Origin of the sequence: Leptospira johnsonii (assembly GCF_003112675.1) — a bacterium.
Taxonomy (GTDB): Bacteria; Spirochaetota; Leptospiria; order Leptospirales; family Leptospiraceae; genus Leptospira_B; species Leptospira_B johnsonii.
This window is the reverse complement of record NZ_BFAY01000005.1, coordinates 408,498-431,520: the sequence shown is the minus strand read 5'-3', so window position 1 is coordinate 431,520 and position 23,023 is coordinate 408,498. Positions and strand designations below refer to the sequence as shown.

Below are 23,023 nucleotides of genomic sequence, written 5' to 3'. Positions count from 1 at the left end.
GAAACCATTTCATATCGCAAAATCGCCTTCCACTAATTTGGCCAAAGCGGCGGCAGCTTCCTCTTCCCCCGTTCCTTCGGTCTTGATGCAAAATTCCTGACCGGGGGCCAGGGCCAACATCATTAGTCCCATGATACTTTTTCCGTTCACTTCCACTCCGTCTTTGGAGACCAGAACTTCGCAGGGGTATTTTGCCGCGCAATTCACAAAGACAGAGGCGGGACGAGCATGCATCCCTGCGCCGTTTTCGTTAATTTTGAGGTGGATTTCTTTCAACTTTTCCTTGCTGTAGATAAATATTTAATTTTTGGCTGAATTCGGCCGCCGCATTCTTTCCCAATTTTTTCAATCTTTGGTTCATTGCAGCGGTCTCAACGATGATCGGGATATTTCTACCTGGTCGAACAGGAAGTTTGATTAAAGGAATATTTACTCCTAAAACCTCTTCCGTTCTGTTTTCTAGGCCGGTCCGGTCGAATTCTTTTTCATCCGTCCATTCTTCCAAATGAATGATGAGTTCAATGAGTTTATGATCTCTTACGGACCCGATCCCGAATATATCCTTTATATTCAGAATTCCTAATCCTCTGATCTCCATATGGTGACGGAGAAGATCCGAACAAGTTCCTATCAAATAACTTTCGGAAAGTCTTCTGATCTCCACCATGTCGTCAGCGACCAAGCGGTGGCCTCTTTCTATAAGTTCGAGTGCAGTTTCACTTTTTCCTACACCACTTTTACCGGAGAGAAGTATCCCAATTCCGAATACTTCGATAAGGACTCCGTGTCTCATGGTTCTAGGTGCAAGACTTCGGTCCAAAATCTGAGAAATGAGTGTGATGAACTTATGAGTAGAAACATCAGAACCCAAAAGAGGAATATTCAGACGATCGCAGTATTCTACAAAGATAGGAGGAGGGACATTTCCATGAGTGAATATGATACAGTTCAAATGAAAATGGAAAAAATCTGCGGCAAGTTTTTCCATATCTTCGCCTTCTTTAGAGGTGATATAGGCCCATTCTCCTTTTCCAAAAATTTGGATACGATCATGAGCAAAACTTTCGTAAAAGCCTGTGAGTGAAAGACCAGGTCTATTGATTTCAGAACTATGGATCCTGTTTTGGAGCCCATTTTCTCCTGCGATGAGTTTTAAACCTAACTCCGGATGGTCTTTCAGAATATTAGAAACATTGATTCCGGGAACGGACATGAGCTACCTTGCTTCTAGAGACTTCACTTTTTTTCTTTGGTTGGATGGTAAAATTTTTAAGATTTTACGGTATTTTGCCACAGTTCTTCTAGCAATCTCTATCCCTTTACTTTCTATTTTTTCCACTATGTCCTGATCGGAGAGCGGATTTTCGGGATCTTCTTCTTTTACTAGGATACGTATAATATCATGAATGGTTTTAGAGGATTCCATTCCGCCTTCGGAACTTTTAGATTTTAAACCTGAAGAGAAGAACCATTTTAATTCTAAAATTCCCCAAGAAGTTTGTACATACTTATTGGAAGTGATTCGAGAAACTGTGGATTCGTGGAGATCTAATCTTTCGGCGATATCTTTTAAAGTGAGAGGTTTTAAAAATCTAACACCTTTGCGGAAAAATTCAGTTTGGAGTTCTATAATTGCGGAGACAACTCTATATAAGGTTTGTCTTCTTTGGTTTACGGAGCGGATCAGCCATTCTGCCGAATTTAGTTTGGTGGAAATATATTCCTTATCTGAATCCTTAGCACCGGCTCCTTTCTTAAGCATACCCTTATATTCTTTATTAATTTTTAATTTAGGAAGCCATTCATCATTCAGTAATATGCTAAACTCACCTTCTATTTCTCTGATGATCACATCCGGAACTATATAATCCGGTTTTTGGGGAGTGTATAATGTTGCAGGGAATGGCTCCAGCTTTTTGATCTCGGCAGCCATTGCTTCGATCGCTTCTACAGGGAGTCCCATCTTCTTGGAAATTCCCTTATAATCCAGTTTTTCCAGGTCTCTTAGATAATTTAAGATGAGATCGTGTAGGTTTTTATCTTCCGGCTTTAGGATCTTTGCTTGGACATATAATGTTTCTTGGATGCTTCCTGCACCAATTCCGAGAGGATCCAATTGATGGATCTGTTCCAATACCTTTTTGATTATTTTGGTAGAAACCCCTAACTCCGTGGCAAGTTCTCCTTGCGTCTGCGAAATAAATCCTCTATCGTCCAGCATTGAGATCAAAATTTCTGCGATCTCCATTTCTTTCCCTTTTAAGGAGGAGATCCTAAGTTGCCATAGTAAATGTTCGGAAAGGGATTGTGCGTTAGGCGATGATTCGATGTATTTTTGGTTTCTGTCAGAAGCGTCTGTGCCTCTGTATTGAGGTTTGTCTAAACTAAAAGAGTCCTGCCAACCCGGATCTGAATTTTTTAGAAAATCGTTCTTCTCTTTTCTTTTTAGATCATCTACAGAATAAAGTTCAGGGCTTTTGCTTCGTTCGGAGCCTGGCTCCTCTTCTAACATTGGATTTTCCACCAGTTCTGCGCTGATCCTATCTGCGAGTTCCAGAGTAGACAAAGGCAAAAGCTCAATCGATTGACGCAAGTCCTGCGTCATGACAAGCTTCTGTGTCTGCTTCTGTACTAACTGATGGTTCAGATTCACAGCTTGAAGTCCTCTCCTAGATACATTCTCTTTGCTTCTTTATCGTTCACGAGTTCTTTAGGAGTTCCCGCGATCAAGATCCGACCACTATGCATGATATATGCTCTATCCGTGATCTTTAATGTTTCTCGAACATTATGGTCGGTGATTAAGATTCCCAGTCCCTTCTTCTTTAAACTATTTATAACGGTTTGAATATCTTTTACTGCTATAGGGTCAACCCCTGCGAACGGCTCGTCAAGAAGGATAAAATCCGGATTTGTGACTAAGGCTCTTGCGATTTCGCATCTTCTTCTTTCCCCGCCTGAAAGAGTAAAACCTTTTTGGTTGGCGACTCTCATAATCTGCAATTCTAACAGAAGTTCGTCTCTTCTGCGAATGATTTCCGATCTAGGAATGTTCAGAGTTTCTAGGATAGCTTCTAAGTTTTCTGCGACCGTTAATTTGCGGAAGATAGAAGCCTCTTGCGCAAGATAACCTACTCCTAGTTTTGCTCTAGTATGCATAGGAGCTTCTGTCACGTCTTGATCGTCTATGAATACATGACCTGAATCCGGTTTTACGAAACCGACGGACATATAGAAGGATGTAGTTTTTCCGGCACCGTTCGGACCTAGTAGACCTACTACTTCTCCTTTGCGAACATCGAAACTGACTCCGTCTACAACCTTGCGCTTATTGTAAATTTTGATTAAGTTTTGGCAGCGGATCCTTTGTCCCATTCTTTCGTCTAATTTCCTAAATGGACTCCTTCTGTCAGAATTGATCTTCCTTCTCTTGGATAAAAGACGATTTTTCCCGCTCTAAGGATCTTACCACTTCGATTAATCCTAGGATTTCCTTCTAAAAGTACTGATTCGTCGTTTTCAAAATAAGTGGCGTATTCACCCTGCGCCTCTGTGGACTTGGATTTGATCCAGATATTTCCTCGGATCACTGTTTCTTTCTGATCCAAGAAACGTTCGAATTCTTGTGCAGTGATCGTGCTTGTTACTTGATCTGAATTTTTATCTAAAAATTCCATTTTACCCTCGTCCGTCAGGTGAAGGTAGCTCTCGTTCCTAAAATAATCGAATACGTTACCCGAAAGAAGAAGGTTATTTTCTCTATCATGTACTTTAATATTCTTTCTGGCCTTGATAATACGTGAATCTTTTCCTACAGACTCTATGGTATCTGAAGTGATCTTCATGTCTTTGCGCAGAACGGTTGCATTTCCGCTAATCAGAACGGTTCGATCATTCTCTTCGTTTGGACGACTTTCTATTCTATCCCCTTTTAGGATGGTGAGAACGGTTTGTTTTTTCTCATTTCCTTCCGGATCTTTTTTGGTCTCTTCGGATGATTGGAATAATACTGTATTTTCTTCTAAAAGTATCCTGCTTTCATTTGTGTAGAAGGATAACCTTTTTCCGCTCAAATATCTGTTCTTGGAGATCAGGATCGGATTTGGATCGGTAGTGATCAGATGTTCCGATTCTTTAAAAACCGCTTCTGCGCAGAAAATCGTAACTTCCGGATGATTTACAATCACTCCACCATGAAGTTTTGTGATCTTGGTACTTAATTCTCGATCGATCTGTTTTGCGGAAATAACTGTGGTTTTGCCGGTTTTATCTCGGAAACTCAGTCTAGGCCTTTCTTTGATATAGACCATCTCGGAGTATTTATCATATTCTCCTACTCCTGCTCTCATCACAGTACCATTTTCCTGGTCTTCTATATGTACTCCGTTCTTTAGAAAAGCCTTATATGCTTCCTTACCAAAGACCTCTATTCTGTTTGCACCCAGTTTTACTTTTTTATGTTGGATCCAGGCACCACCTTCTAAACTGAATATAGTAACTTTTAACCCTTGGACTTCCCTGTCTTCTTGGGTAAGAGCATTGGCACCCCAGAAAGTAGGAAAACTTTCCTTACGTTTTGGATCCGCCTCTCCAATTCCTTGGAAACTTTTTGGATCCAATGTCTCTGCTGAGAATAAAAGTGGAGGTCTAGAATGAGATCCCGCCGGAGAATAAAACAAAAATAATAGATAGAATGAGACTATGATACGTTTCATTTTTCTTTAGGGGAAGAAGAAAGCGGATTCGAACCACCTTGGGTAATCGCGCTCGGTTTTAAAATTGTAAACTTGTTAAGGTCCTTGTCCGCTCTTAGACCAACTCCTCGGATATGAGTTCCGTTTGCATCTATCACAACTTCCTCGTTGGAGCTGAGTTCTTTGGTCTCGTCGTTATAATCCAATGATTTAGCTCTAAGAGTTCTATGTTCTTCCGTTTTAAGAAGAATATTCCCAGTGAGTTTCATCAGTTTTTTGACCTGATTGATCTCTCCCTTATCACCGGTTAGTCTGGATTTAAATTTTCCATTCTCGTATTGGTCGAAATTGATCCCGTACAGAACATATCTTTTTTCGTCCGCGTAAAGATAAGCTTCTTCAGCTTTCAATTTCCATAATATGGTTCCGTTCCCGTCATACTGATCTTTTGCAAAATTTCTAAAGGAAACGGTAGAACCTTTTTCTTTTTCTTCTTCTACACGAGTATACTTAGCGTCCGATTTTCCTCCGGAATAGAAGAAAAGAACTAAGAATAAAATTCCGAGACCTACTCCTAGGCCCGGACCGTATTTCCTAGCGGTTTCCGGGTCTATTTTGAGTAGGGTAAGTATGCGGGAATACAAGGCTCTTAACGGTTAGCGGTTTAGGATTTCCTGTTTTACGTAACGGTCCAAACCGACCAATTCCTTTAATAAGGATTTAATTTCGGAAAGAGGGTATTGAGTGGTGGCATCCGAAAGTGCCTTTGCAGGATCAGGATGCACTTCCATAAAGATACCTTCTATCCCGAGTGCTACTGCACTTCTGGTCATACTCGGAATATACTCTCTCTGTCCTCCGGTGATATTTCCCGCTGCTCCAGGCAATTGTGCTGAGTGAGTCGCGTCGAATACCACTGGAATATCATAACTATGTAATATTGGGACCGTTCTTCCGTCGAATACAAGGTTTCCATAGCCGAATGTGGTTCCTCTTTCGGTTACCATATACTTTTCGGAGCCGGATTCTTGTATTTTGGTTTTGATATGTCTACAATCGGAAGGTGCTAGGAACTGTCCTTTTTTGACATTCACCCATTTTCCGGTCTTAGCGGATTCTGCAATAAGATCCGTTTGTCTACTTAAGAATGCTGGGATCTGGTACATATCGATCACATCTTTGAGTGGACCTACTTGAGTAGTTTCATGGATATCTGTTAGCACTGGAACATTAAATTTTTTCTTAATATGTTCCAAATGTTTGATCCCTTCCGTAAGTCCAGGACCTCTATAAGAAGAAACTGAAGAACGATTTGCCTTGTCGAAACTACTTTTGAAAACGTAAGGGATCCCGAGTTCTGTGGTTATCTCTAACATCTCTGCACAGACTTTTTCAAGTAAATCCCTGTTTTCCATCACGCAAGGACCGGCGATCAGGAAGAATGGATTTTTTCCTCCGATCTTTTTACCGCTTAAAAAGTCCCTTTCTTGGGCAGTTTTATCGCTCATTATGCCTTCCTTGAAAATTTGACCGCAGCACGGATGAATCCGGCGAATAATGGATGCGGTTTCGTAGGTTTTCCGGTGAATTCAGGGTGGAACTGAACTCCTATGAACCAAGGATGATCCGGAATTTCTACGATTTCAATCAGGTTTTCATCCGGAGAAATACCGGAAAGGATCATTCCTTTCTCTTCGAACCTTTGTTTGTATTTGTTGGTAAACTCGAATCTATGTCTATGTCTCTCATAGATCAGCTCTTGTTTGTATTCATTGAATGCAAGAGTGTTTTTCTTGATCTTACATGGATAAGATCCTAAACGCATAGTTCCACCCATCTGATCGATGTCCATCTGTTCTTCAATAAGAGAGATCACAGGATCCGGAGAATCTGGTCTGAACTCCGTGGAGTTTGCATCTTTTAAACCGAGCACATTCCTTGCGTATTCGATCACTGCACATTGCATTCCAAGACAGATCCCGAAGAATGGAATTCCTTTGGTTCTTGCATGTTGGATTGCGGCAATCTTACCCTCTATCCCTCTATCTCCGAATCCACCTGGAACTAAAACACCATGTGCGGATTTTAAAACATCCTTCACATTTGTTTTATCCAGTTTTTCAGGATCTACTTTGATAAATTCTACATTTGCTTCGTTTGCAATTCCGCCATGAGATAAACTTTCGTAAACGGAACGATACGCATCATGAAGGGAGATGTATTTTCCAACAACTGCGATTTGGACGGTTTGTTTTGCGGATTGAAGACTTTTTATGATCTTCTCCCATTCCGTAAAATTGGATTTTCCAAGTTCCAGTCCTAATGTTTTTAGAACTACTTGGTCCAGTTTTTCTTCCTTATACATTTTAGGGATTTCGTATATGGAAGTGCTAATATCGGAAGCGGAGATCACATTCTCTTCTTTTACGTTACAGAAGGAGGAAATTTTTCCTTTCATTTCCTTAGGCATAGGTTGGTTTACACGACAGATCAAAATATCCGGTTGGATCCCAAGCGCCAAAAGTTCTTTTACAGAGTGTTGTGTAGGTTTAGTCTTTGCTTCCCCTGCTACTGTAATGGTAGGAACTAAAGTAACATGGATAAATAGAACTTGAGAAGGCCCATGCTCGTATCTCATCTGACGGATTGCTTCTAAGAATGGGATGGACTCGATGTCTCCCACTGTTCCGCCAATCTCTACGATCACGAAGTCGGTAGCATTTTCTCTTGCAAGAGTATAGATCCTGTTTCGGATCTCGTTGGTGATATGAGGGACAACTTGGACAGTTCTTCCCAGATAATCCCCTTTTCTTTCTCTTTGGATTACAGTATTATAAATTTGTCCAGTGGACACTGAGTTTTTACGAGTGAACTTAGATTTGGTGAATCTTTCGTAATATCCAAGATCCAAATCTGTTTCTGCACCATCTTCGGTAACATACACTTCTCCGTGCTGGTACGGACTCATGGTTCCAGGATCTATATTGATATAAGGATCCATTTTTTGCAGGGAAACGGAATAACCCCTACTTTCCAGAAGGCATCCAAGGGCTGCTGCGGATACACCCTTTCCAAGGGAGGAACAAACACCTCCGGTCACGAAAATAAATTTAGTTTTGGACAAACCGATCTCCTACCTGCTGAACAGAGTTTTCTTCAGTCTCGGAAAATCCAACTCGGAATTTCGCAGAATCGAGAAGTAAATCTAGGGTTTTTGACGAATGCGGCGGATCAGATCCGTGCTGGAAAATCCAGGAACAAAGGGTAGAATTTTCACTTCTCCGCCTAATTTGCGAACCAGAGGAGTCTCTGGAAGTGCTTCCAGATCATAATCTCCCCCTTTTACGTGAATATGAGGTGCTACCTGCGAAATCAGTTCCAAAGGAGTGTCCTCGGAAAATACGCTAATATAATCCACGAAAGAAAGACAGGAGAGAAGAAGTGCCCGATCTTCTTCCGGATTTACTGGTCGTTCCGGACCTTTTAGTCTTTTGACAGAAGAATCAGAATTGATTCCTACCCAAAGAACGTCTCCCAGATCCCTTGCCTGAGAAAGATAAGTCAGATGGCCTTTATGAACTAGATCGAATACACCGTTTGTAAAAACGATCTTTTGGTGAGAGCGAATCTTCTCCGAAACATTCTTCACTTCCGTAAAAGGAATAATTTTCTCTATACAAGAAGAGAAAGAAGACTTCACTGAAAACTTCCTCTTTTTTCCAGCGCTTCCAAAAGTTCTTCCAAAGAAACTGTTTCCGCACCTAGTTTTCCGACTACTACACCTGCAGCTGCATTGGAAACGATTGCCGCCTCTAATTCTCCTAAACCCGCCGCTAAAAAAGAAGTATAAACTGAGATCACAGTGTCCCCTGCTCCGGTTACATCGAAAACTTCTTTGGCGACTGTGGGAATATGATAGGTCTTGGATTCGGAAGAAATATAAAGGCTCATTCCTTTTTCTCCCCGAGTGATCATCATAGAAGGAGAATTTAGATTTTCTGCGATCTTCCCCGCTGCTTCCTCGACCTCAGCGTTTGTTTCCAATTTTTTACCGAGAGCCTTTCCCGCTTCATGATGATTTGGGGTCATGACGGTCGCTTTTTCATATTGGAAAAAATGAGAAACCTGAGGATCCACTGTTACGATCTTTTTATGTTGTACAGCGATATCGATTGTTTTGCGGATGAGACTTGCCGTCAGAGTTCCTTTATCATAATCGGAAAGAACAACTGCATCCGCTTCTTGGATGATCTTAGAAAAACTTTCCAAGAGTTGTTTTTCTTCCGAATCTGTAAGAGGAAATGTTTCTTCTCTATCTATACGGCAAACTTGTTGGTGTCCAGCAATCACTCTGGTTTTTAGAATGGTAGGAACTATTTCGGAACGGATAATCGTGTTTTTAGAAGCGATAGTATTTTCGGTAGAAAGAAGATCATCCAAGGTTTTAGCTGCAGGGTCGTTGCCTGCTCTGCCCAACACGAAAGATTGAACACCTAAACGGGAAAGATTTTTTACAACATTCCCGGCACCACCCAAAGTGGTCTTTTCGTTTCGGACCCAGACCACAGGGACAGGAGCCTCCGGAGAAATTCGATTTACTTCTCCGATCAGATACTCGTCCAGTATCAGATCTCCGATGACTATAATTTTAGTCGTCTTTAGTTTAGAAGCCGCTTCCAAATATCGCTTTTTATCTAAGTAGTACAATTTTAAACCGGTCTTACAATTTGATTTGCGTTTTCACTTCAACAGGTTAGGATAAATCCTAGGTGTCAAGAACTACAATTCCGATCTTTCCTCTTCCCGAAGTCATCTTATTTCCAGGCACATTTCTTCCTCTTCATATTTTCGAGCCTAGGTATAGGATGATGTTGGATTATTGTTCCGAGTCGGGAGAAGAAATGGCGATCGCACCTATCAAAATGGATCCTTCCAATTTAAAAAATCCTCAGCCAGAAATTGAAACCATTTTCGGTTGGGGGACAATCGTTCGTAGGGACCCACTCCCCGACGGAAGATCCAATATTCTACTCGAAGGCAAAGGGATCGCTAAATTGGAATCCTACGATACAATGGAACCTTTTCGAATCGGAGTGGTAGAAAAAATAGAAGCAGATTCCAAATACATAGAAGACAAATTGTTTGTGGAGATCTTCGATCGGATCTTATATCTCACAAAACGTATTCTACTTTCAGAAGGTGCTAAAGAAGAGTTGATCTTAAGAATGAACGATCTTTGGTCTCATCCTTTCCCAGTGGATTTTATCTCTTCTATCTTAAATTTCAATTTCCAGAAAAAACAAGAGATCCTTTCCAGCACGGATCAAATCCTCAAGGCCCAGCTACTCGTAGGCATTGTAGAAGAGATGAATTTAGGTGAATAGGTCTTAATTCACAACTTTCTTAAACACTCTGCGTGAGAGAACGAAACGATCAATCCACCATTTCATCCGGATCTTATCGATCACAACTCCGCGAGTAGAAGAAGCATGTGCAAATTCTTCTCCATTTAATACCATTCCCACATGAGTCACCTTGGATTGATTGGGAGAAGCGGAGAAGAAGATCAAATCTCCGGACCTCATTTCGTTATGAGAAACTCCAGTCCCCATTTTAGTTTGCGCACTCGACGCTCTAGATACCATTTTTTCCGGAACACCGATACGACCGTCTGTCAAAACTCTGAAAGTAAAACCAGAACAGTCGGTTCCAGTTTTAGCGGCATTCGCCCATTTATAAGGAGTTCCTACCCATTCCTTGGCAACTTTTTGCAAGATAGAAGAAGATAAAGTCTCCCAACCTTCTTTACTTGGTTTGTCCGGTTCCGTTGGTTCCCCAGGTTCAGGTAAGTTTGGAACTAAAGGCGGATCCGGTAAGGGTTCGATTCTGGGTCTATCCCCGATCACGATCCCGCCTACTTCCTCTAAAGAAGTTTCTACTGAACGAGCAGAAGCGAATTTTTGAGGAGAGCTAACCTTCTCCCCTTCATGCAATTTTTTTAAATTAGAAAGAAGAATAGTTGAGGCTCCATCCAACTTTGAATCGAGCACAGATTTGAAAGAGCTTTCTATTTTTGCAAAAGGGATACTTCTTCCTTTGGACGGGAATTGGGCCAAAATTTTAGAGGCTAAACGGTTCTCCGGAAAATCTACTAATTTTCCTGCGATGAGTGCTCTTCCGCCTGCGAGTACCGAAAATCCATCCCATTTTTTTTCCATAGCGGCTTCTACAAAACGGTTTCGTACTTCTTCCCTGATTCCTGCTTTTTTGGTTTCCTTAAAGTATAAACCTATATAGCTGAAATCTTCTTTGGACAATTCTCTTTTGGAAACGACCGGGATCGCATCTTCTGCTTCTTCGAATGTGAGTCCTTCTTTGACTGCAAAGTCTAAGTTTACTATGAGTTCAGCGGTTTTTTCAGGGCTTACACCTTCTAAGATCGCCCAAGGGATCACATTTTTTGTGATCTTCAGCACTTCTTTGCTGCCAGCTCTTTGTCCTAATTTTTGGAAAACAGAGTTTTTGATAAGAAGTGTTTGGGACTTGTCCCAATCGCTTTTAAGCAAGTCCTCGAAAGGATCTGCAAATAAAGGAACGGAGAATAAAAGAAGAAGACTAACTGTTAAGATCCGAACTCTCATTTTACACCATGCATCCAAGATTCTAGTTTTTTACGGAAAGAAAATAAACCGATCGCGGTGATTGTAGGAAGAAAGAAGAAGATCAGAAAAAACGCAGACAAGGATTCTCTTCCTCCCATGTATCTGGTCAATTCTCCCGCAAGCACATGAGCAAAGAAGTTTGCCAAGAACCAAAATCCCATCATCATAGACGCAACTTTTACAGGAGCTAGTTTTGTAACCAAGGACAGACCTACAGGTGAAAGGAATAATTCTCCAATCGTTAAGAGTAGAATGGATAGAATGATCCAAATAGATGAAAACTTTTCAGTAGATCCGAAAGTTACCAAGGAAAGAAGAAGGTATCCTAATCCCAAAACGATCAGTCCTAAGCAGAACTTAGTCACAGTGGAAATATGTCTTCCTGATTCTTCGAATTTTTTCCAGATCCAAGAAATGACTAATGCCAAACTCACCACAAAAAGAGGATTCAGAGATTGGTAATTTGCTGTTGGGATTTCCCAACCTAAGATATTTCTATCCACATATCTGTCTATGATCAGGCTTAAGGAAGAACCGATCTGCTCATAAGAAGCCCAGAATGTGATCGTAACCGCAGAGAAAACTAAAATGGCAAAAATCCTTTCTCTGTCTTGTTTCGGATCTTCCCCTTTCGTATCGGAAAGAGATCTGTTTCCATTCGCTAAGAATGCTTCAGGATTTACTCTTCTTCCTAAAAATCCAAAGATGATGAGCCCAATGAGCATCCCTACTGCTGCGATCCCGAATCCATAATGCCAACCCTTGTATTCCGCAAGATTTGCGCATGCCCAGGTACCAAGGATCGCTCCTAAGTTGATCCCAAAATAGAATATTGTAAAACCTGAATCTTTCAGTTCTGGTTTACCTTCTAATTCGTAAATTCTTCCTACAACAGTGGAGATACATGGTTTAAAAAAACCGTTTCCTGCGATTAAAAGTCCTAGGCCTAAATAGAAAGTCCAAAGGCCATTAAACGCCAATGAAAGATGACCGAACATCATAAGCGTTCCACCTAAAAATATAGAACGTTTGTATCCTAAGAATCGGTCCGCAAGTAAACCTCCTAGAATCGGGGTCAGATACACGAATCCATTATAAAATCCATATATTCTACCCGCTTGAGCATCTTGCATTAAGAGTTCTTTAGTAAGGAATAGGACTAGAAGCGCCCTCATTCCGTAAAAAGAAAATCTCTCCCACATTTCCACGAAGAAGAGAACATACAAACCTTTGGGATGAGTTATTTGCCTTTGGCTCTGGATTTCCATTCTGGTTCCGGGATTTTAGATTCGAAATTTGCGTATCTTGCTGCTACAAATAGATGATCAGAAAGTCTGTTTAGAAATCTTAAGTTTTCCGCAAAGATCTCGTGACCTTCTTCCTTATAACGTACAAGATCCCTTTCTAATCTTCTGGCTAAGGTCCTGGCCACATGTAAAAAAGAAGAAGAAGAGGAACCGCCTGGTAGGATGAAATTTTTCAAGGGAAGAAGTGAATCCTGCCAAAGATCTATCTCCTTTTCTAATTCGGAAATATCCCCTTCTAGGATACAGGAAGAGTCGTCCTTCTTCTTATACCCCGCGAGCTCGGATCCCAATTCAAAAAGTAAATTTTGGATCCTCTCCAATGAGTCTTTTAATTTAGAATCTTTCGTTAGGAAAGAAATTGCTACTCCTAGGCATGAGTTCAACTCATCTGCTGTACCGTACAATTCTACCCTAGGATCTGATTTGGAGACTCTAGTCCCGGAAGCCAAGGATGTGGTTCCGGAATCTCCCTTTTTGGTATAAATTTTCATGATTCGGCCTGAATTTAGGGGACAGAATTCGAAAAACTTCTGAAAATTCCCGCAAGAAAAGCAGTTTTATTGGAAAAAAAGTTGCGAAACTGCTAAAGTGAATGGTAGAATGAGAGCAGATTTTCCCTCTTTTGGATTATCGTCGATTGTGACTTTAGTCTTTAGGAAAAATCGTAAAAAAATCTCCCCACATACATAAAGGGAGTGAAATTCGCAGTGGATATCCGGGTTGCCCGGGAGGCTCTCTCCTCCTAAAAGCCCGGCCAATGGTTCGGACGGATCCGAACTCTAGCTACAGGGAGGTTGTTGATGATTATCAATCACAACATCAGCGCTCTTCGTGCAAATAATGTACTGAAGACAGTCAATCACGAGCTGGACAAAACCACAGAAAAATTATCAACCGGTATGAGGATCAATCGTGCCGGTGATGACGCTTTAGGATTTGCCGTTTCCGAAAGGATGCGCACACAGATCCGTGGTCTTGCTCAAGCAGAAAGAAACGTAATGGATGGAGTTTCCTTTATCCAGGTTACCGAAGGGAATCTGGAACAAGTGAATAATATTCTCCAAAGATTGAGAGAATTATCCATCCAAACTTCCAACGGGATTTACTCGGATGATGATCGTAAACTCGTTCAACTGGAAGTAGACCAACTCATCGAAGAAGTGGACAGGTTAGGTAAAACCGCCGAGTTCAACAAAATTCGTCCTTTGAGCGGAGCCTACTCTAAGGAGTCTAAAAATCCGATCCAGTTGCATGTAGGACCGAATCAAAACGAGAAGCTGGAAATTTTCGTGGATGCTATGAATGCGGGAGCTCTTCAATTGGAGACTAACGGGAAAAAGCAGACTTTGTCTACTCCCGCTTCTTCCAATGCGATGATCGGTATTCTGGACAACGCGATCCAAAAGGTGAATAAACAAAGATCCGACTTAGGAGCTTATTATAACCGTTTGGAAATTACAGCAGAAGGTCTGCAGGCAAATTATATCAATATGGTTTCCGCAGAAAGCCGAGTAAGGGACGCGGATATGGCTGAACATATCGTGGACTACACGAAAAATCAGATCTTAACCAAAAGTGGAGTCGCAATGCTTGCTCAAGCAAACATGAGACCGGAACAGGTGGTAAAACTTCTGAGCGAAAGATTCGGATAAAAAGAATAGATTTTCTGAAAATTCGAAGAGACCCGTCCGAGAGGACGGGTTTTTTATTAAAAAGTGTAAATCGTTGGTTTAGAATTTATCAGCTTGCGCTTTGTAAGCAGCAGCTTCCTTTTCACAATGGTCTGCTAACTTTTTATACTTTTCCTTTTCTGCTGCATCTGCAGTAGCCTTCCCTCCATGAGACTGGCCAGCTAAGGATTTATACTTTTCAGCCAAGTCCTTATGGTCTTTAGCTTTTTTGCTAAAATACTCTTTTGCGATCTTTTTTAGATCCGGAGTGGTTGCTTCCGCGATCAGTAGATTATCCAGTTCGGTAAATGCGTAAGTGTTACCTGCTAGAATAAGAGAAAAAAGAATGGTTGCTAACGTTTTTTTCATACTAACTCCTAATATGTGCCCGCTAAGTTTATGGGCTGTCGTTCTTACAGTCAATATTAAATTGCTGGAATTTATCTTAACATTCCATGAAATACGAAATGATTTTTATCAAAGGTTAAGATTTTTTAAAAGTCCCTTTTTTTGCATCGCATTCCTTTTTCGTTAAAGAGATCCAACCCTTCCCTTTGCAGGAGTTTTGCCCCGAGCAGGAATTTCCGTTTGTATGACAGTCACTTTTTCCCTTGCAGGAATTAACCCCGTGACATTCTCCTTTTGTGTTATCCGAACCTGCATCCTGCTTTTCGGAAAATACTTCGCCAGACAGAAATAGTCCGGAGATTGCTGCTCCGATGATCAGTTTTTTAGTAGTGTTGTTCATAGTTTATTCCTTCTTATTTAAATTGATTTCGTTCTTTTTTTTCTTGGTGGAAGAAAGTATCGGAAGGATATTTTCCAGTTTCCCTTCTTTCCAGAGCATGTATATAGGAGGATATACTAAAAGTTCCAGAATAAAACTGGTCACTAACCCTCCTACCATGGGAGCCGCGATCCTTTTCATTACGTCTGAACCAGTGCTAGCCGACCACATGATCGGAAGTAGTCCCATCATAGCCGCAAGCACAGTCATGATCTTAGGTCGGATCCTATGCACTGCTCCATGGATGATCGCTTCTATCAGATCTTCTTTAGTACGGAGTTTTCCTTTTTTCTTTGCGTCCTCGTAGGAAAGATCCAGATACAAAAGCATGAACACTCCTGTCTCAGCATCTAGCCCCATGAGTGCGATCATTCCTACCCAAACCGCAACCGAGATCTGGTAATCCAGAATATACAAAAGTCCAACAGCACCTATCAAAGAGAAAGGAACTGCCAATAGTACGATCGATGTTTTTATATAGGATTTGGTATTGAAGTACAATAACAAAAATATAATGAAGATCGTTAAAGGAAGAATATACATCATCCTTTCCCGGACTCTTATCATATTCTCGTACTGACCGCTCCATACTATGGAATAACCGGGTGGAAGAATGATAGAATCTGAGACCTTCTTCTTGGCTTTATCCACAAAACCGCCTATGTCCGAGGTAGATGGATCTACATACACATAACCGGCCAAAAACCCATTCTCATCTCGGATCATAGAAGGACCGGTTTTTGCCCCGATACTTGCAATTTCCGAAATTGGAATATGACCGAATTCTTTTGTAGGGACCAAAATGGTTTTGATCTTTTCCAATGAATCGCGCAACTCTCTAGGATAACGCACATTTACGGAAAATCGTTCCCTTCCTTCGATGGTTTGGGTGATCGGCTCTCCTCCGATTGCGGCTACTATGATCTGTTGTGCAGTATCTACCGAAATATTATATCTTGCTAATTTTTCCCTTCTTAAATTCAGATCTAGGAAATACCCGCCTGCCGTTCTTTCTGCAAATACACTTCGGACATTTTTATCCGTTTTAAGAAGTGCTTCTATCTTTATTCCGATTGATTCTATTTCTTCCAGAGATGAACCTAAGATCTTAATTCCAATCGGAGTTCTCATTCCAGTACTAAGCATATCGATCCTTGTTTTGATCGGCATGGTCCAGGCATTGGTGGCTCCCGGAAATTGCATCTCCTTGTTCATCTTCTCGACTAACTCGTCCTTGGTCAGTCTTTCCGATACAAAAGGGAGAAATGGATATTGGAATATCCGAGGCAAATTTGAATAGAATCGATCCGCCTTTCTCCATTCACTTTGTGGTTTAAGAAGGATCACAGTTTCCATCATGGAGAACGGTGCGGGATCTGTTGCCGTATCGGAACGTCCTGCTTTCCCGAAAACACGTTTCACTTCCGGAAAACTTTTGAGTTTTTTATCCATCGCGATCATGAGTTTTTCTGCTTCTGCTACCGAGATCCCAGGCAAGGTGGTTGGCATGTATAGAAAAGATTCCTCATAAAGTTGGGGCATAAATTCCGAACCCAAACTGAAATAAACCGGAATAGTCAGAACCACTAAAGTGAAAGCGGATATAATGATCGTTTTAGGTCTGTGAAGAACATAACGGCACGCCGGTTCGTAATACCTAAATAGTATTTTACTGACAGGATGTTTTTCTTCCGGATAATATTTTCCGACTAACATCGTAGTCGCAATCTTAGAGAGAAGTGCATTCTTGAATTGGAAAGGCTCCATTCTAGTGAATAACATCCTGACTGCCGGATCCAAGGTGATCGCCAAGAATGCAGCTACTGCCATTGCTATATTTTTAGAATATGCTAATGGACGAAACAATCTCCCCTCTTGGTCCACAAGTGTGAAGATAGGAAAGAAGGCCACTGCGATCACAAGTAAAGAGAAGAAAACGGAAGGTCCTACTTCGAGTAGCGCTTCTAAGCGTACCGCATGGTAGTCTCCAATCCTTCCTCCTGCTTCCCATTCTTCCAATTTTTTGTAAGCATTCTCTACTTCTACAATTGCCCCATCGACGAGCACCCCAATCGAGATCGCCATACCTGCCAAAGACATGATATTCGCATTAATATCGAATAGATTCATTGGAATGAATGCGATAATCACTGAAATTGGGATCGTAAGAATTGGGATAATGGCGGAAGGAAAATGCCATAAAAAGATAAGGATCACAATAGAGACAATGATCATCTCTTCGATCAATTTGAATTTCAAATTGCTGATTGCATGTTCAATCAGTTCTGATCTGTCGTAAGTGGTTATGAGTTCTGCACCTTTTGGAAGATTCTTTTTGATTTCTTCTAATTTGGTTTTCACTCTTTCTATGACAGAGAGAGCATTTTCTCCATGGCGCATTACAATAGTGCCTGCGACCACGTCCCCTTCTCCATCAAGATCCACGACACCTCTCCGAATATCTGGTCCGAATTGGACAGAGGCAACGTTTTTCAAAAGCACCGGAGTTCCGTTTGCATCTGTGGAGAGTGGGATGTTTTCTATATCAGCCAAAGAAGAAAGATATCCTCTTCCTCTTACCATATATTCAGCACCGGAAATTTCCAGAAGACGTCCTCCGGTTTCCTGGTTACTTTCTCGGACCTTTTGAATTACGGTCTCAAAATCCACATTATAAGACCTTAATGCGTTCGGATGGATTGTGATCTGATATTGTTTTTTGAATCCGCCAATTCCTGCTACTTCGGATACTCCCGGAACGGAATTTAATAAGTATCTTAGCTGGAAATCCTGATAAGTTCTTAGATCAACCAAGGAATTGTTTCCAGTTTGGTCTATCAATGCGTATTGGTACACCCAACCGACAGCGCTTGCATCTGGACCCAATTCAGTTTTTACACCAGCAGGAAGTGAAGATTGTATCCTAGATAGATATTCTAAAACCCTGGACCTAGCCCAATAGATATCTGTTCCATCTTGGAAGATTACATATACGTAAGAAAAACCGAAATCTGAAAATCCTCGAACCACCTTGATCTTAGGTGCACCTAAAAGCGAAGTGATGATCGGGTAAGTGACCTGGTCCTCCATGATATCCGGACTTCTGTCCCAACGAGAATACACAATTACCTGAGTATCCGAAAGGTCCGGGATTGCATCCAAAGGAATGGTCTTCATGGATACGTAAGATGCGACCAAGATTGCTAAAGTAACCAGAAGAACTAGAAACTTATTTTCTGCGGAAAAGCGAATGATAGACTGGATCATATTCGGTTCCTTAATGTGCATGAGAATCTGAGCCGAATCTGATCTTTGCTTCCGAATCTATCAGGAAGGTAGACTCAGTCACAACTCTTTGGTTTTCTTGGACGCCGGATAAAATTTCCACCCAAGAGTCTATATTTTTCCCTGTTTGGACCGAAACCGCTTGGAATCTATCTGGCGCAGTTTGCACATAAGCGATCTTTTGTTTTCCAGTATCCAAAATTGCGGAAGTCGGAACGGACAGTATCTTTGGAAGAGAAACTTCTATCATTGCATCTCCGAACATTTGGGGCTTTAAGAGTTGGTTCGGATCAGAAACCTCGCTCCTCAATCTAAGTGTGCGATTATTCTTATCCAAGATCACATCTATACTTTTGATCCTTCCTATGAATTCCTTGCCTGGATATACATCCGTTTTGAATTTGATAGGAAGTCCTACTTTAGCTGTAGTAAAATCAGATTCGTAAATCTGGGAATAGATATGGGCTCTACCAGATCTTCCTCCTAAGATCAACTCGGATGGATCTCTTGCTCCGGAAGTCCAAACTCTAATCTGGTCTAGACTTAAACCCAATTGCCTAAGCCTTAATTGCAGATTTCGAATGACCTCTGGAGAAAGAAACTCAGAAGAACGAACCGCTTCCTTATATTCACTCAAAGCGGAATACAGTTCAGGATCGTAAGCAACACTTGAATAAGCGCTGATCTTTTTGACTAGATTCCTCCTACTCACTAACTCCGTTTTAATCCCGATAGATTGTTGTTTTTCAAATGAAAGGACCAATTCTTGGGGATTCTTTTCTGAAGCAGTTTCGGATAGATGAGAAGAATGCTCATCTCCCATACCTGCAGAAGCTGCTTCTCGTAAAGGACTGCTTGCACTAGTATGATCCTTATGTTCGGAAGGATCTTCCTTTTTGACCAAATCCATATTGCAGATAGGACAGGTTCCGGGACGATCCGAAGTATAATGAGGATGCATCGGACAATAGTAGATGTCTTTTTTAGAAGAACAATCCGTTAGCAAGGCCACAAAAACTAGAATGGCCAAAATTTTTCCGATCCATCCGATGGATGAAGGAAAGAGAAAATTATTTGGCTTCATGAACGATCTCTCCGCAGTTTTTCATTTTGGAATCGTATGGGTTTCGGATCTCTTTTCCGGATGCCAGCCATTTCTTTTTGAGCATAGGACAATAAAAAACGGAGACTTCAGATTTATCGTGATGGCCTACGATCGATTCCAATTCTTTGGATAAACGTTCGAATAATTCTCTCTTTTTAGAAAGATCCATAGTTTTACCTAGCTCTTCTGCAATGGGAAGAGCCTTTTTAAATTTTTCAGTGTCCTTCTTGTGATCTGCATTTTCTTTCAAAAGCTGTACCAGTCTTTGTACATCCAAGTTTCCAGAAGTTTCTGAATAGATAGAAGAATGGATCTTCGCAACTTCTCTCAAAACGAATGTTTCTTTTCCTTCATGAGCTAATAAGTTTCCAATAGTTAGAAGGAAAATTAAAAATAGGTAATGTAAATTCTTCATCGGTTTATCCTTAGTTATGTTTATCGTGTTCCGGAGTTTTGTTGTCTTTATAGATAAAACTTAGGAGTTTTAATGTATTCAAAATAGATTCGTTTTTACGCTCTTTTAGATCTTCCAAACGGATTTTGGTATTTAAGATCTCCGTTTGGGCAAGGAGTGTATCCTGAACATTCACTTTTCCTGAAGTGTATTGGAAGGAACCTGCTCGGACTGATTTTTCCAATTCTGGGATCAGTCTTTTTTCTACCAAACGTATCTGGTTGGATACACCTTTGATATAAGCCAGATTCCGATTCAGTTCGGAAAGCATTTGCACTCTCGTTTTTTCTACAGAGTCTTTTCCTACTTCTGCAAGATGTTCCGTTTCTCCCGTGATGGAATTCCATTTGAGAGCGGACCAAACCGGGACTCTCATATTCACTCCGAAACTGAAAAGATCTCCTCTATATTCCGTGGTGTCCATAATTCCGTAATTTAAAGGGCCTTGGTCCAAAGCGAAAGTTTGGGACCTACGTTTCATATAAGAGAAAAAAACTTCAGTTTGAGGTGCCAGGGAATACTTAGTAAGTTTAGCCTGTTCCTTTAAACGTTTCTCTTCTTCCATTTGTATCTTATATTCTGGAGAATCCTCTATCAAAGAAGTTTGTGCGGTAACTAATGTTTCCAATTCTTCGTTTTTGTTTTCTAAGAAAGAATCCACATCAATAGAATATAGATCGGAGAAGGTAATTTTGTCGGAGATCTGATAATACTCGAGCTGAGATTTCAAATCTTTCAATTGAGTATTATATTCTGTTTCTTTTTCGACCGCTTCCGTTTTCGCAATCGTGGCTTTTAATACGCCGGACAGAGTATTCTCTCCGTAAGAATATGAGTTTTCGCTAATGGACTTTTGGGCGCCCAAAAGAGTTAATATTCTTTCGTTGATTGCCTTCTTCTTTTCTGAATATTTATATTTATTCAATCGACTGAAAAAATCCCCCAAGATCCGGTTCACTCCGGAAATATAGGCAAAGTTTGCTTCAGTCTGCATGAGTTTGGAGATCCTTTTTTCAGTGCTGAGTTTTCCGGGAAAGGGAAACTCTTGGGACACGGATAATTCTACCCCAGTCATCGTTGGTGTATCCAATGCTCTGTCCGAGGTGGAGTATCCTCCTCGGGTAGGGTAATTTCTGAATGCCACTCCTATTTTAGGATCCGGTAATATACCGGTTGCCTCGGAATGGGATTTATGTGCCTGGGAGAGTCCAGCTAAAGACTTGGATTCAGGATGTTCTTTTACTATAACATCCAATATCTCTTCCAGATGCTTTTTTTCCGCGTACGTTGCGGATGAAAATAATGTATAAATTGATATTAAGACAATGAGTCTTGCGTTCATATTTCCTCCTAAAAATTAAAGAGAGAAAATATGGATCAGATCAGGAATACTTGGAGTGTGCTTAAGCTAAGAGAGTGAGATGAGGGGATCGGAATATAAGAATCGTCCAAAATGACGTTCTCTAATACGATTTGAGAAGAATTCAGTTCGGAAATAAACAAAAAGATCAGGACTTTATGTAATCCCAATTTTTCCCAATCCAAAAATTTAGAAAGATCCAAGGAAGCGACGCTATTCTCTTTAGGACAACATTCATTGGAAGAGGAATCGCTCTTTTGTTCCGATTTTTCGGATTTATGACAGGGGGGAGTTTGGGAAGTCTCTTTTTGTTTTTCGAGATAGGACATGCTAACCGGACAATTTCCGGTCAGGCTATAAACGGAAACGCATGCGATTTGGAGAAGAAATCCGATCGCTAATACATAGCCAATTGCCTTTTTAGATCCTAAGCCCATTACCTTTCTTTATCTGACTCTATAAATTGTCCAAAAGTCAAGAAAAATCTATGGCTTTTGAAAGAATGGATTGCTCAGAATAATTGCTGTCGGATAAACTACCTGTACCCTCACATACAGATCCGTAGGCTTCAACCTATAAGAACCCTTGTTTTGGTAAGAAGTATGGGATAGAATTTCCGAATTTTGACCGATAAAATCCACACTGATCGGGGTGTCTTCGAAATCGAAATGGATCTCATTTTCCGAATTTAACCCTAAATGTCCTAATTTAGGTTCTTCTAAACTTCTTTCCATTTTGCGGACACAAAGATAATTCCCTTCTTTTAAGGAATGAAGAACTTCTTCTTCCTCCAGACTGTCGGTGTTTACAAGAAGATATCTCATCAAAGATTCACCTTCTTGCTTGTAAATTTCCGAACTTAGGTCCCGCCAATTTGGGATTCCAGAGGTTCTGACTCTCAAGTATTCATCTCTTGGAAGGTAATGTAGATCGTCCGATGCCATGCAGAAAGAAGGATGTTTCTCGCTTAATAACTTGTCCCAAAATTTAGGAATGTCCCCGAAAGGACTCATCACTTCTAATGCATCGTATTCTTTCAATTGAGAGAGAAGTTTTAACGGAAAGGATTCATTCAAGAGAGGATGATTGATCACTACGAATCCTTTTTTTGATTGGAACTTGTCAATGACCCATTGCAGATTTTCTGGATCTGCGTAGAAAGGAAATAGATCATAGCTCGCTTCTACTAAGCCTAAAACACTTAAGTGTCTTTTTCTAAGATTGGTTCCCCATTCGTATCCTTTGAGCTGGGTTAGCTTGGGAGAATCAGTATTCGTGATCCTTTCATAATCGGTGAAGCCTAAAATTTTATAACCATTTGCGGCATAGACTGTCTCAATCTCTTCCGGAGAATTCCTGCCAGGAGTAAACCAAGTTCGGTTTGTATGTAGATGAATTCCTGTCTTCTGGAGTTTGAGTTTGGTTTTTCTTTTATAAGGATTGGAATATTTTTCCCAATCAACCGAGGATCTAAATGTATCCGCTCTGAAAAACGCCCAGGTGAACAGATTTCCGAGTACAAGGATCCCGAGGAAGCTAGAAACTAAGAAGAATAATCTACTTCTTTTCATTCTAGTCCTAGTACAAAAGCAAGGCTCTAACCGAAAACTAGAATTCTGCATTTAAAATATTACAACTTGTATACGATTTAAAATTCGAAATGTCTCGGATTCATGGATCTGTAACAGAGAAGAACCGA

At 40.8% G+C, this 23,023-nt stretch carries 23 protein-coding genes; 2 read left to right on the top strand and 21 right to left on the bottom strand.

Annotated elements, in window-relative coordinates:
* Positions 1–9: 9 nt before the first annotated feature.
* The 10 genes from LPTSP_RS03235 to rfaE1 all read right to left on the bottom strand — a co-directional run bounded on the left by LPTSP_RS03235 (position 10) and on the right by rfaE1 (position 9,401).
* Positions 10–276 (bottom strand): HPr family phosphocarrier protein, encoded by a 267-nt coding sequence (locus LPTSP_RS03235; RefSeq protein ID WP_174704416.1) that lies wholly within the window; start codon positions 274–276, stop codon positions 10–12.
* Positions 251–1,213 (bottom strand): HPr(Ser) kinase/phosphatase, encoded by a 963-nt coding sequence (gene hprK, locus LPTSP_RS03230; RefSeq protein WP_108927390.1) that lies wholly within the window; start codon positions 1,211–1,213, stop codon positions 251–253. Before hprK ends, LPTSP_RS03235 begins: the two co-directional genes overlap by 26 nt.
* A 3-nt stretch (positions 1,214–1,216) precedes the next feature.
* A complete protein-coding gene (gene rpoN / locus LPTSP_RS03225; RefSeq protein ID WP_108927389.1) occupies positions 1,217–2,653 on the bottom strand; it encodes an RNA polymerase factor sigma-54 in 1,437 nt (478 codons plus the stop codon).
* Positions 2,650–3,375, bottom strand: coding sequence for an LPS export ABC transporter ATP-binding protein (gene lptB / locus LPTSP_RS03220; RefSeq protein ID WP_100723976.1), 726 nt, complete (start codon positions 3,373–3,375; stop codon positions 2,650–2,652). Before lptB ends, rpoN begins: the two co-directional genes overlap by 4 nt.
* A gap of 8 nt (positions 3,376–3,383) precedes the next feature.
* Positions 3,384–4,715 carry an LptA/OstA family protein gene (locus LPTSP_RS03215; RefSeq protein WP_108927388.1) on the bottom strand — a complete coding sequence of 444 codons (1,332 nt, stop codon included), beginning with the start codon at positions 4,713–4,715 and terminating at the stop codon, positions 3,384–3,386.
* Positions 4,712–5,338, bottom strand: coding sequence for an LPS export ABC transporter periplasmic protein LptC (gene lptC, locus LPTSP_RS03210; protein ID WP_108927387.1), 627 nt, complete (start codon positions 5,336–5,338; stop codon positions 4,712–4,714). Before lptC ends, LPTSP_RS03215 begins: the two co-directional genes overlap by 4 nt.
* 12 nt (positions 5,339–5,350) lie before the next feature.
* On the bottom strand, positions 5,351–6,202 hold the full coding sequence (gene kdsA / locus LPTSP_RS03205) for a 3-deoxy-8-phosphooctulonate synthase (protein ID WP_100705854.1): 852 nt from the start codon (positions 6,200–6,202) through the stop codon (positions 5,351–5,353).
* Positions 6,202–7,818: a CTP synthase gene (locus LPTSP_RS03200; protein WP_108927386.1), complete on the bottom strand. Its 1,617-nt coding sequence runs from the start codon at positions 7,816–7,818 to the stop codon at positions 6,202–6,204. The genes kdsA and LPTSP_RS03200 overlap by 1 nt, the downstream gene beginning before the upstream one ends.
* Positions 7,819–7,899: 81 nt before the next feature.
* Positions 7,900–8,394 carry a D-glycero-beta-D-manno-heptose 1-phosphate adenylyltransferase gene (rfaE2, locus tag LPTSP_RS03195; protein ID WP_108927385.1) on the bottom strand — a complete coding sequence of 165 codons (495 nt, stop codon included), beginning with the start codon at positions 8,392–8,394 and terminating at the stop codon, positions 7,900–7,902.
* Entirely contained in the window at positions 8,391–9,401 is a 1,011-nt protein-coding gene (gene rfaE1 / locus LPTSP_RS03190; RefSeq protein WP_167396399.1) for a D-glycero-beta-D-manno-heptose-7-phosphate kinase, read from the bottom strand. The genes rfaE2 and rfaE1 overlap by 4 nt, the downstream gene beginning before the upstream one ends.
* A 62-nt stretch (positions 9,402–9,463) precedes the next feature.
* Here rfaE1 and LPTSP_RS03185 point away from each other — a divergent pair, with 62 nt between their 5' ends.
* Positions 9,464–10,078: an LON peptidase substrate-binding domain-containing protein gene (locus tag LPTSP_RS03185; protein ID WP_108927383.1), complete on the top strand. Its 615-nt coding sequence runs from the start codon at positions 9,464–9,466 to the stop codon at positions 10,076–10,078.
* A gap of 3 nt (positions 10,079–10,081) precedes the next feature.
* On the opposite strand, the gene LPTSP_RS03180 is transcribed toward LPTSP_RS03185, so the two are convergent.
* Genes LPTSP_RS03180 through LPTSP_RS03170 form a run of 3 tightly spaced genes read right to left on the bottom strand, consistent with a single transcriptional unit; the run spans position 10,082 to position 13,154 of the window.
* A complete protein-coding gene (locus tag LPTSP_RS03180) occupies positions 10,082–11,335 on the bottom strand; it encodes a C40 family peptidase (RefSeq protein ID WP_108927382.1) in 1,254 nt (417 codons plus the stop codon).
* Entirely contained in the window at positions 11,332–12,624 is a 1,293-nt protein-coding gene (locus LPTSP_RS03175; protein WP_108927381.1) for a peptide MFS transporter, read from the bottom strand. The genes LPTSP_RS03180 and LPTSP_RS03175 overlap by 4 nt, the downstream gene beginning before the upstream one ends.
* Positions 12,597–13,154 carry a cob(I)yrinic acid a,c-diamide adenosyltransferase gene (locus LPTSP_RS03170; RefSeq protein WP_108927380.1) on the bottom strand — a complete coding sequence of 186 codons (558 nt, stop codon included), beginning with the start codon at positions 13,152–13,154 and terminating at the stop codon, positions 12,597–12,599. The genes LPTSP_RS03175 and LPTSP_RS03170 overlap by 28 nt, the downstream gene beginning before the upstream one ends.
* Before the next feature lie 309 nt (positions 13,155–13,463).
* Here LPTSP_RS03170 and LPTSP_RS03160 point away from each other — a divergent pair, with 309 nt between their 5' ends.
* Entirely contained in the window at positions 13,464–14,315 is an 852-nt protein-coding gene (locus LPTSP_RS03160; RefSeq protein ID WP_108927378.1) for a flagellin N-terminal helical domain-containing protein, read from the top strand.
* A 78-nt stretch (positions 14,316–14,393) separates the two neighbouring features.
* Here LPTSP_RS03160 and LPTSP_RS03155 read toward each other — a convergent pair whose 3' ends face one another.
* The 8 genes from LPTSP_RS03155 to LPTSP_RS03120 all read right to left on the bottom strand — a co-directional run bounded on the left by LPTSP_RS03155 (position 14,394) and on the right by LPTSP_RS03120 (position 22,895).
* The gene (locus LPTSP_RS03155; protein ID WP_108927377.1) at positions 14,394–14,702 is read right to left on the bottom strand and encodes an LIC_10421 family protein; all 309 of its coding nucleotides are present in this window, start codon (positions 14,700–14,702) and stop codon (positions 14,394–14,396) included.
* A gap of 115 nt (positions 14,703–14,817) precedes the next feature.
* Positions 14,818–15,081, bottom strand: a complete 264-nt coding sequence (bufA2, locus tag LPTSP_RS03150) for a BufA2 family periplasmic bufferin-type metallophore (protein ID WP_108927376.1) — start codon at positions 15,079–15,081, stop codon at positions 14,818–14,820.
* 3 nt (positions 15,082–15,084) lie between these two features.
* Positions 15,085–18,387, bottom strand: coding sequence for an efflux RND transporter permease subunit (locus LPTSP_RS03145; RefSeq protein WP_108927477.1), 3,303 nt, complete (start codon positions 18,385–18,387; stop codon positions 15,085–15,087).
* 10 nt (positions 18,388–18,397) lie between these two features.
* Positions 18,398–19,489 carry a heavy metal-binding domain-containing protein gene (locus tag LPTSP_RS03140; protein WP_108927375.1) on the bottom strand — a complete coding sequence of 364 codons (1,092 nt, stop codon included), beginning with the start codon at positions 19,487–19,489 and terminating at the stop codon, positions 18,398–18,400.
* The gene (locus LPTSP_RS03135) at positions 19,476–19,925 is read right to left on the bottom strand and encodes an LIC13259/LIC11441 family protein (protein ID WP_108927374.1); all 450 of its coding nucleotides are present in this window, start codon (positions 19,923–19,925) and stop codon (positions 19,476–19,478) included. Before LPTSP_RS03135 ends, LPTSP_RS03140 begins: the two co-directional genes overlap by 14 nt.
* A gap of 10 nt (positions 19,926–19,935) precedes the next feature.
* Entirely contained in the window at positions 19,936–21,306 is a 1,371-nt protein-coding gene (locus LPTSP_RS03130; RefSeq protein ID WP_108927373.1) for a TolC family protein, read from the bottom strand.
* Between the two features lie 35 nt (positions 21,307–21,341).
* The gene (locus tag LPTSP_RS03125; RefSeq protein WP_108927372.1) at positions 21,342–21,761 is read right to left on the bottom strand and encodes a hypothetical protein; all 420 of its coding nucleotides are present in this window, start codon (positions 21,759–21,761) and stop codon (positions 21,342–21,344) included.
* Between the two features lie 48 nt (positions 21,762–21,809).
* Complete coding sequence (locus LPTSP_RS03120; RefSeq protein ID WP_108927371.1) at positions 21,810–22,895, bottom strand: CehA/McbA family metallohydrolase domain-containing protein; 1,086 nt, start codon at positions 22,893–22,895, stop codon at positions 21,810–21,812.
* Positions 22,896–23,023 lie beyond the last annotated feature (128 nt).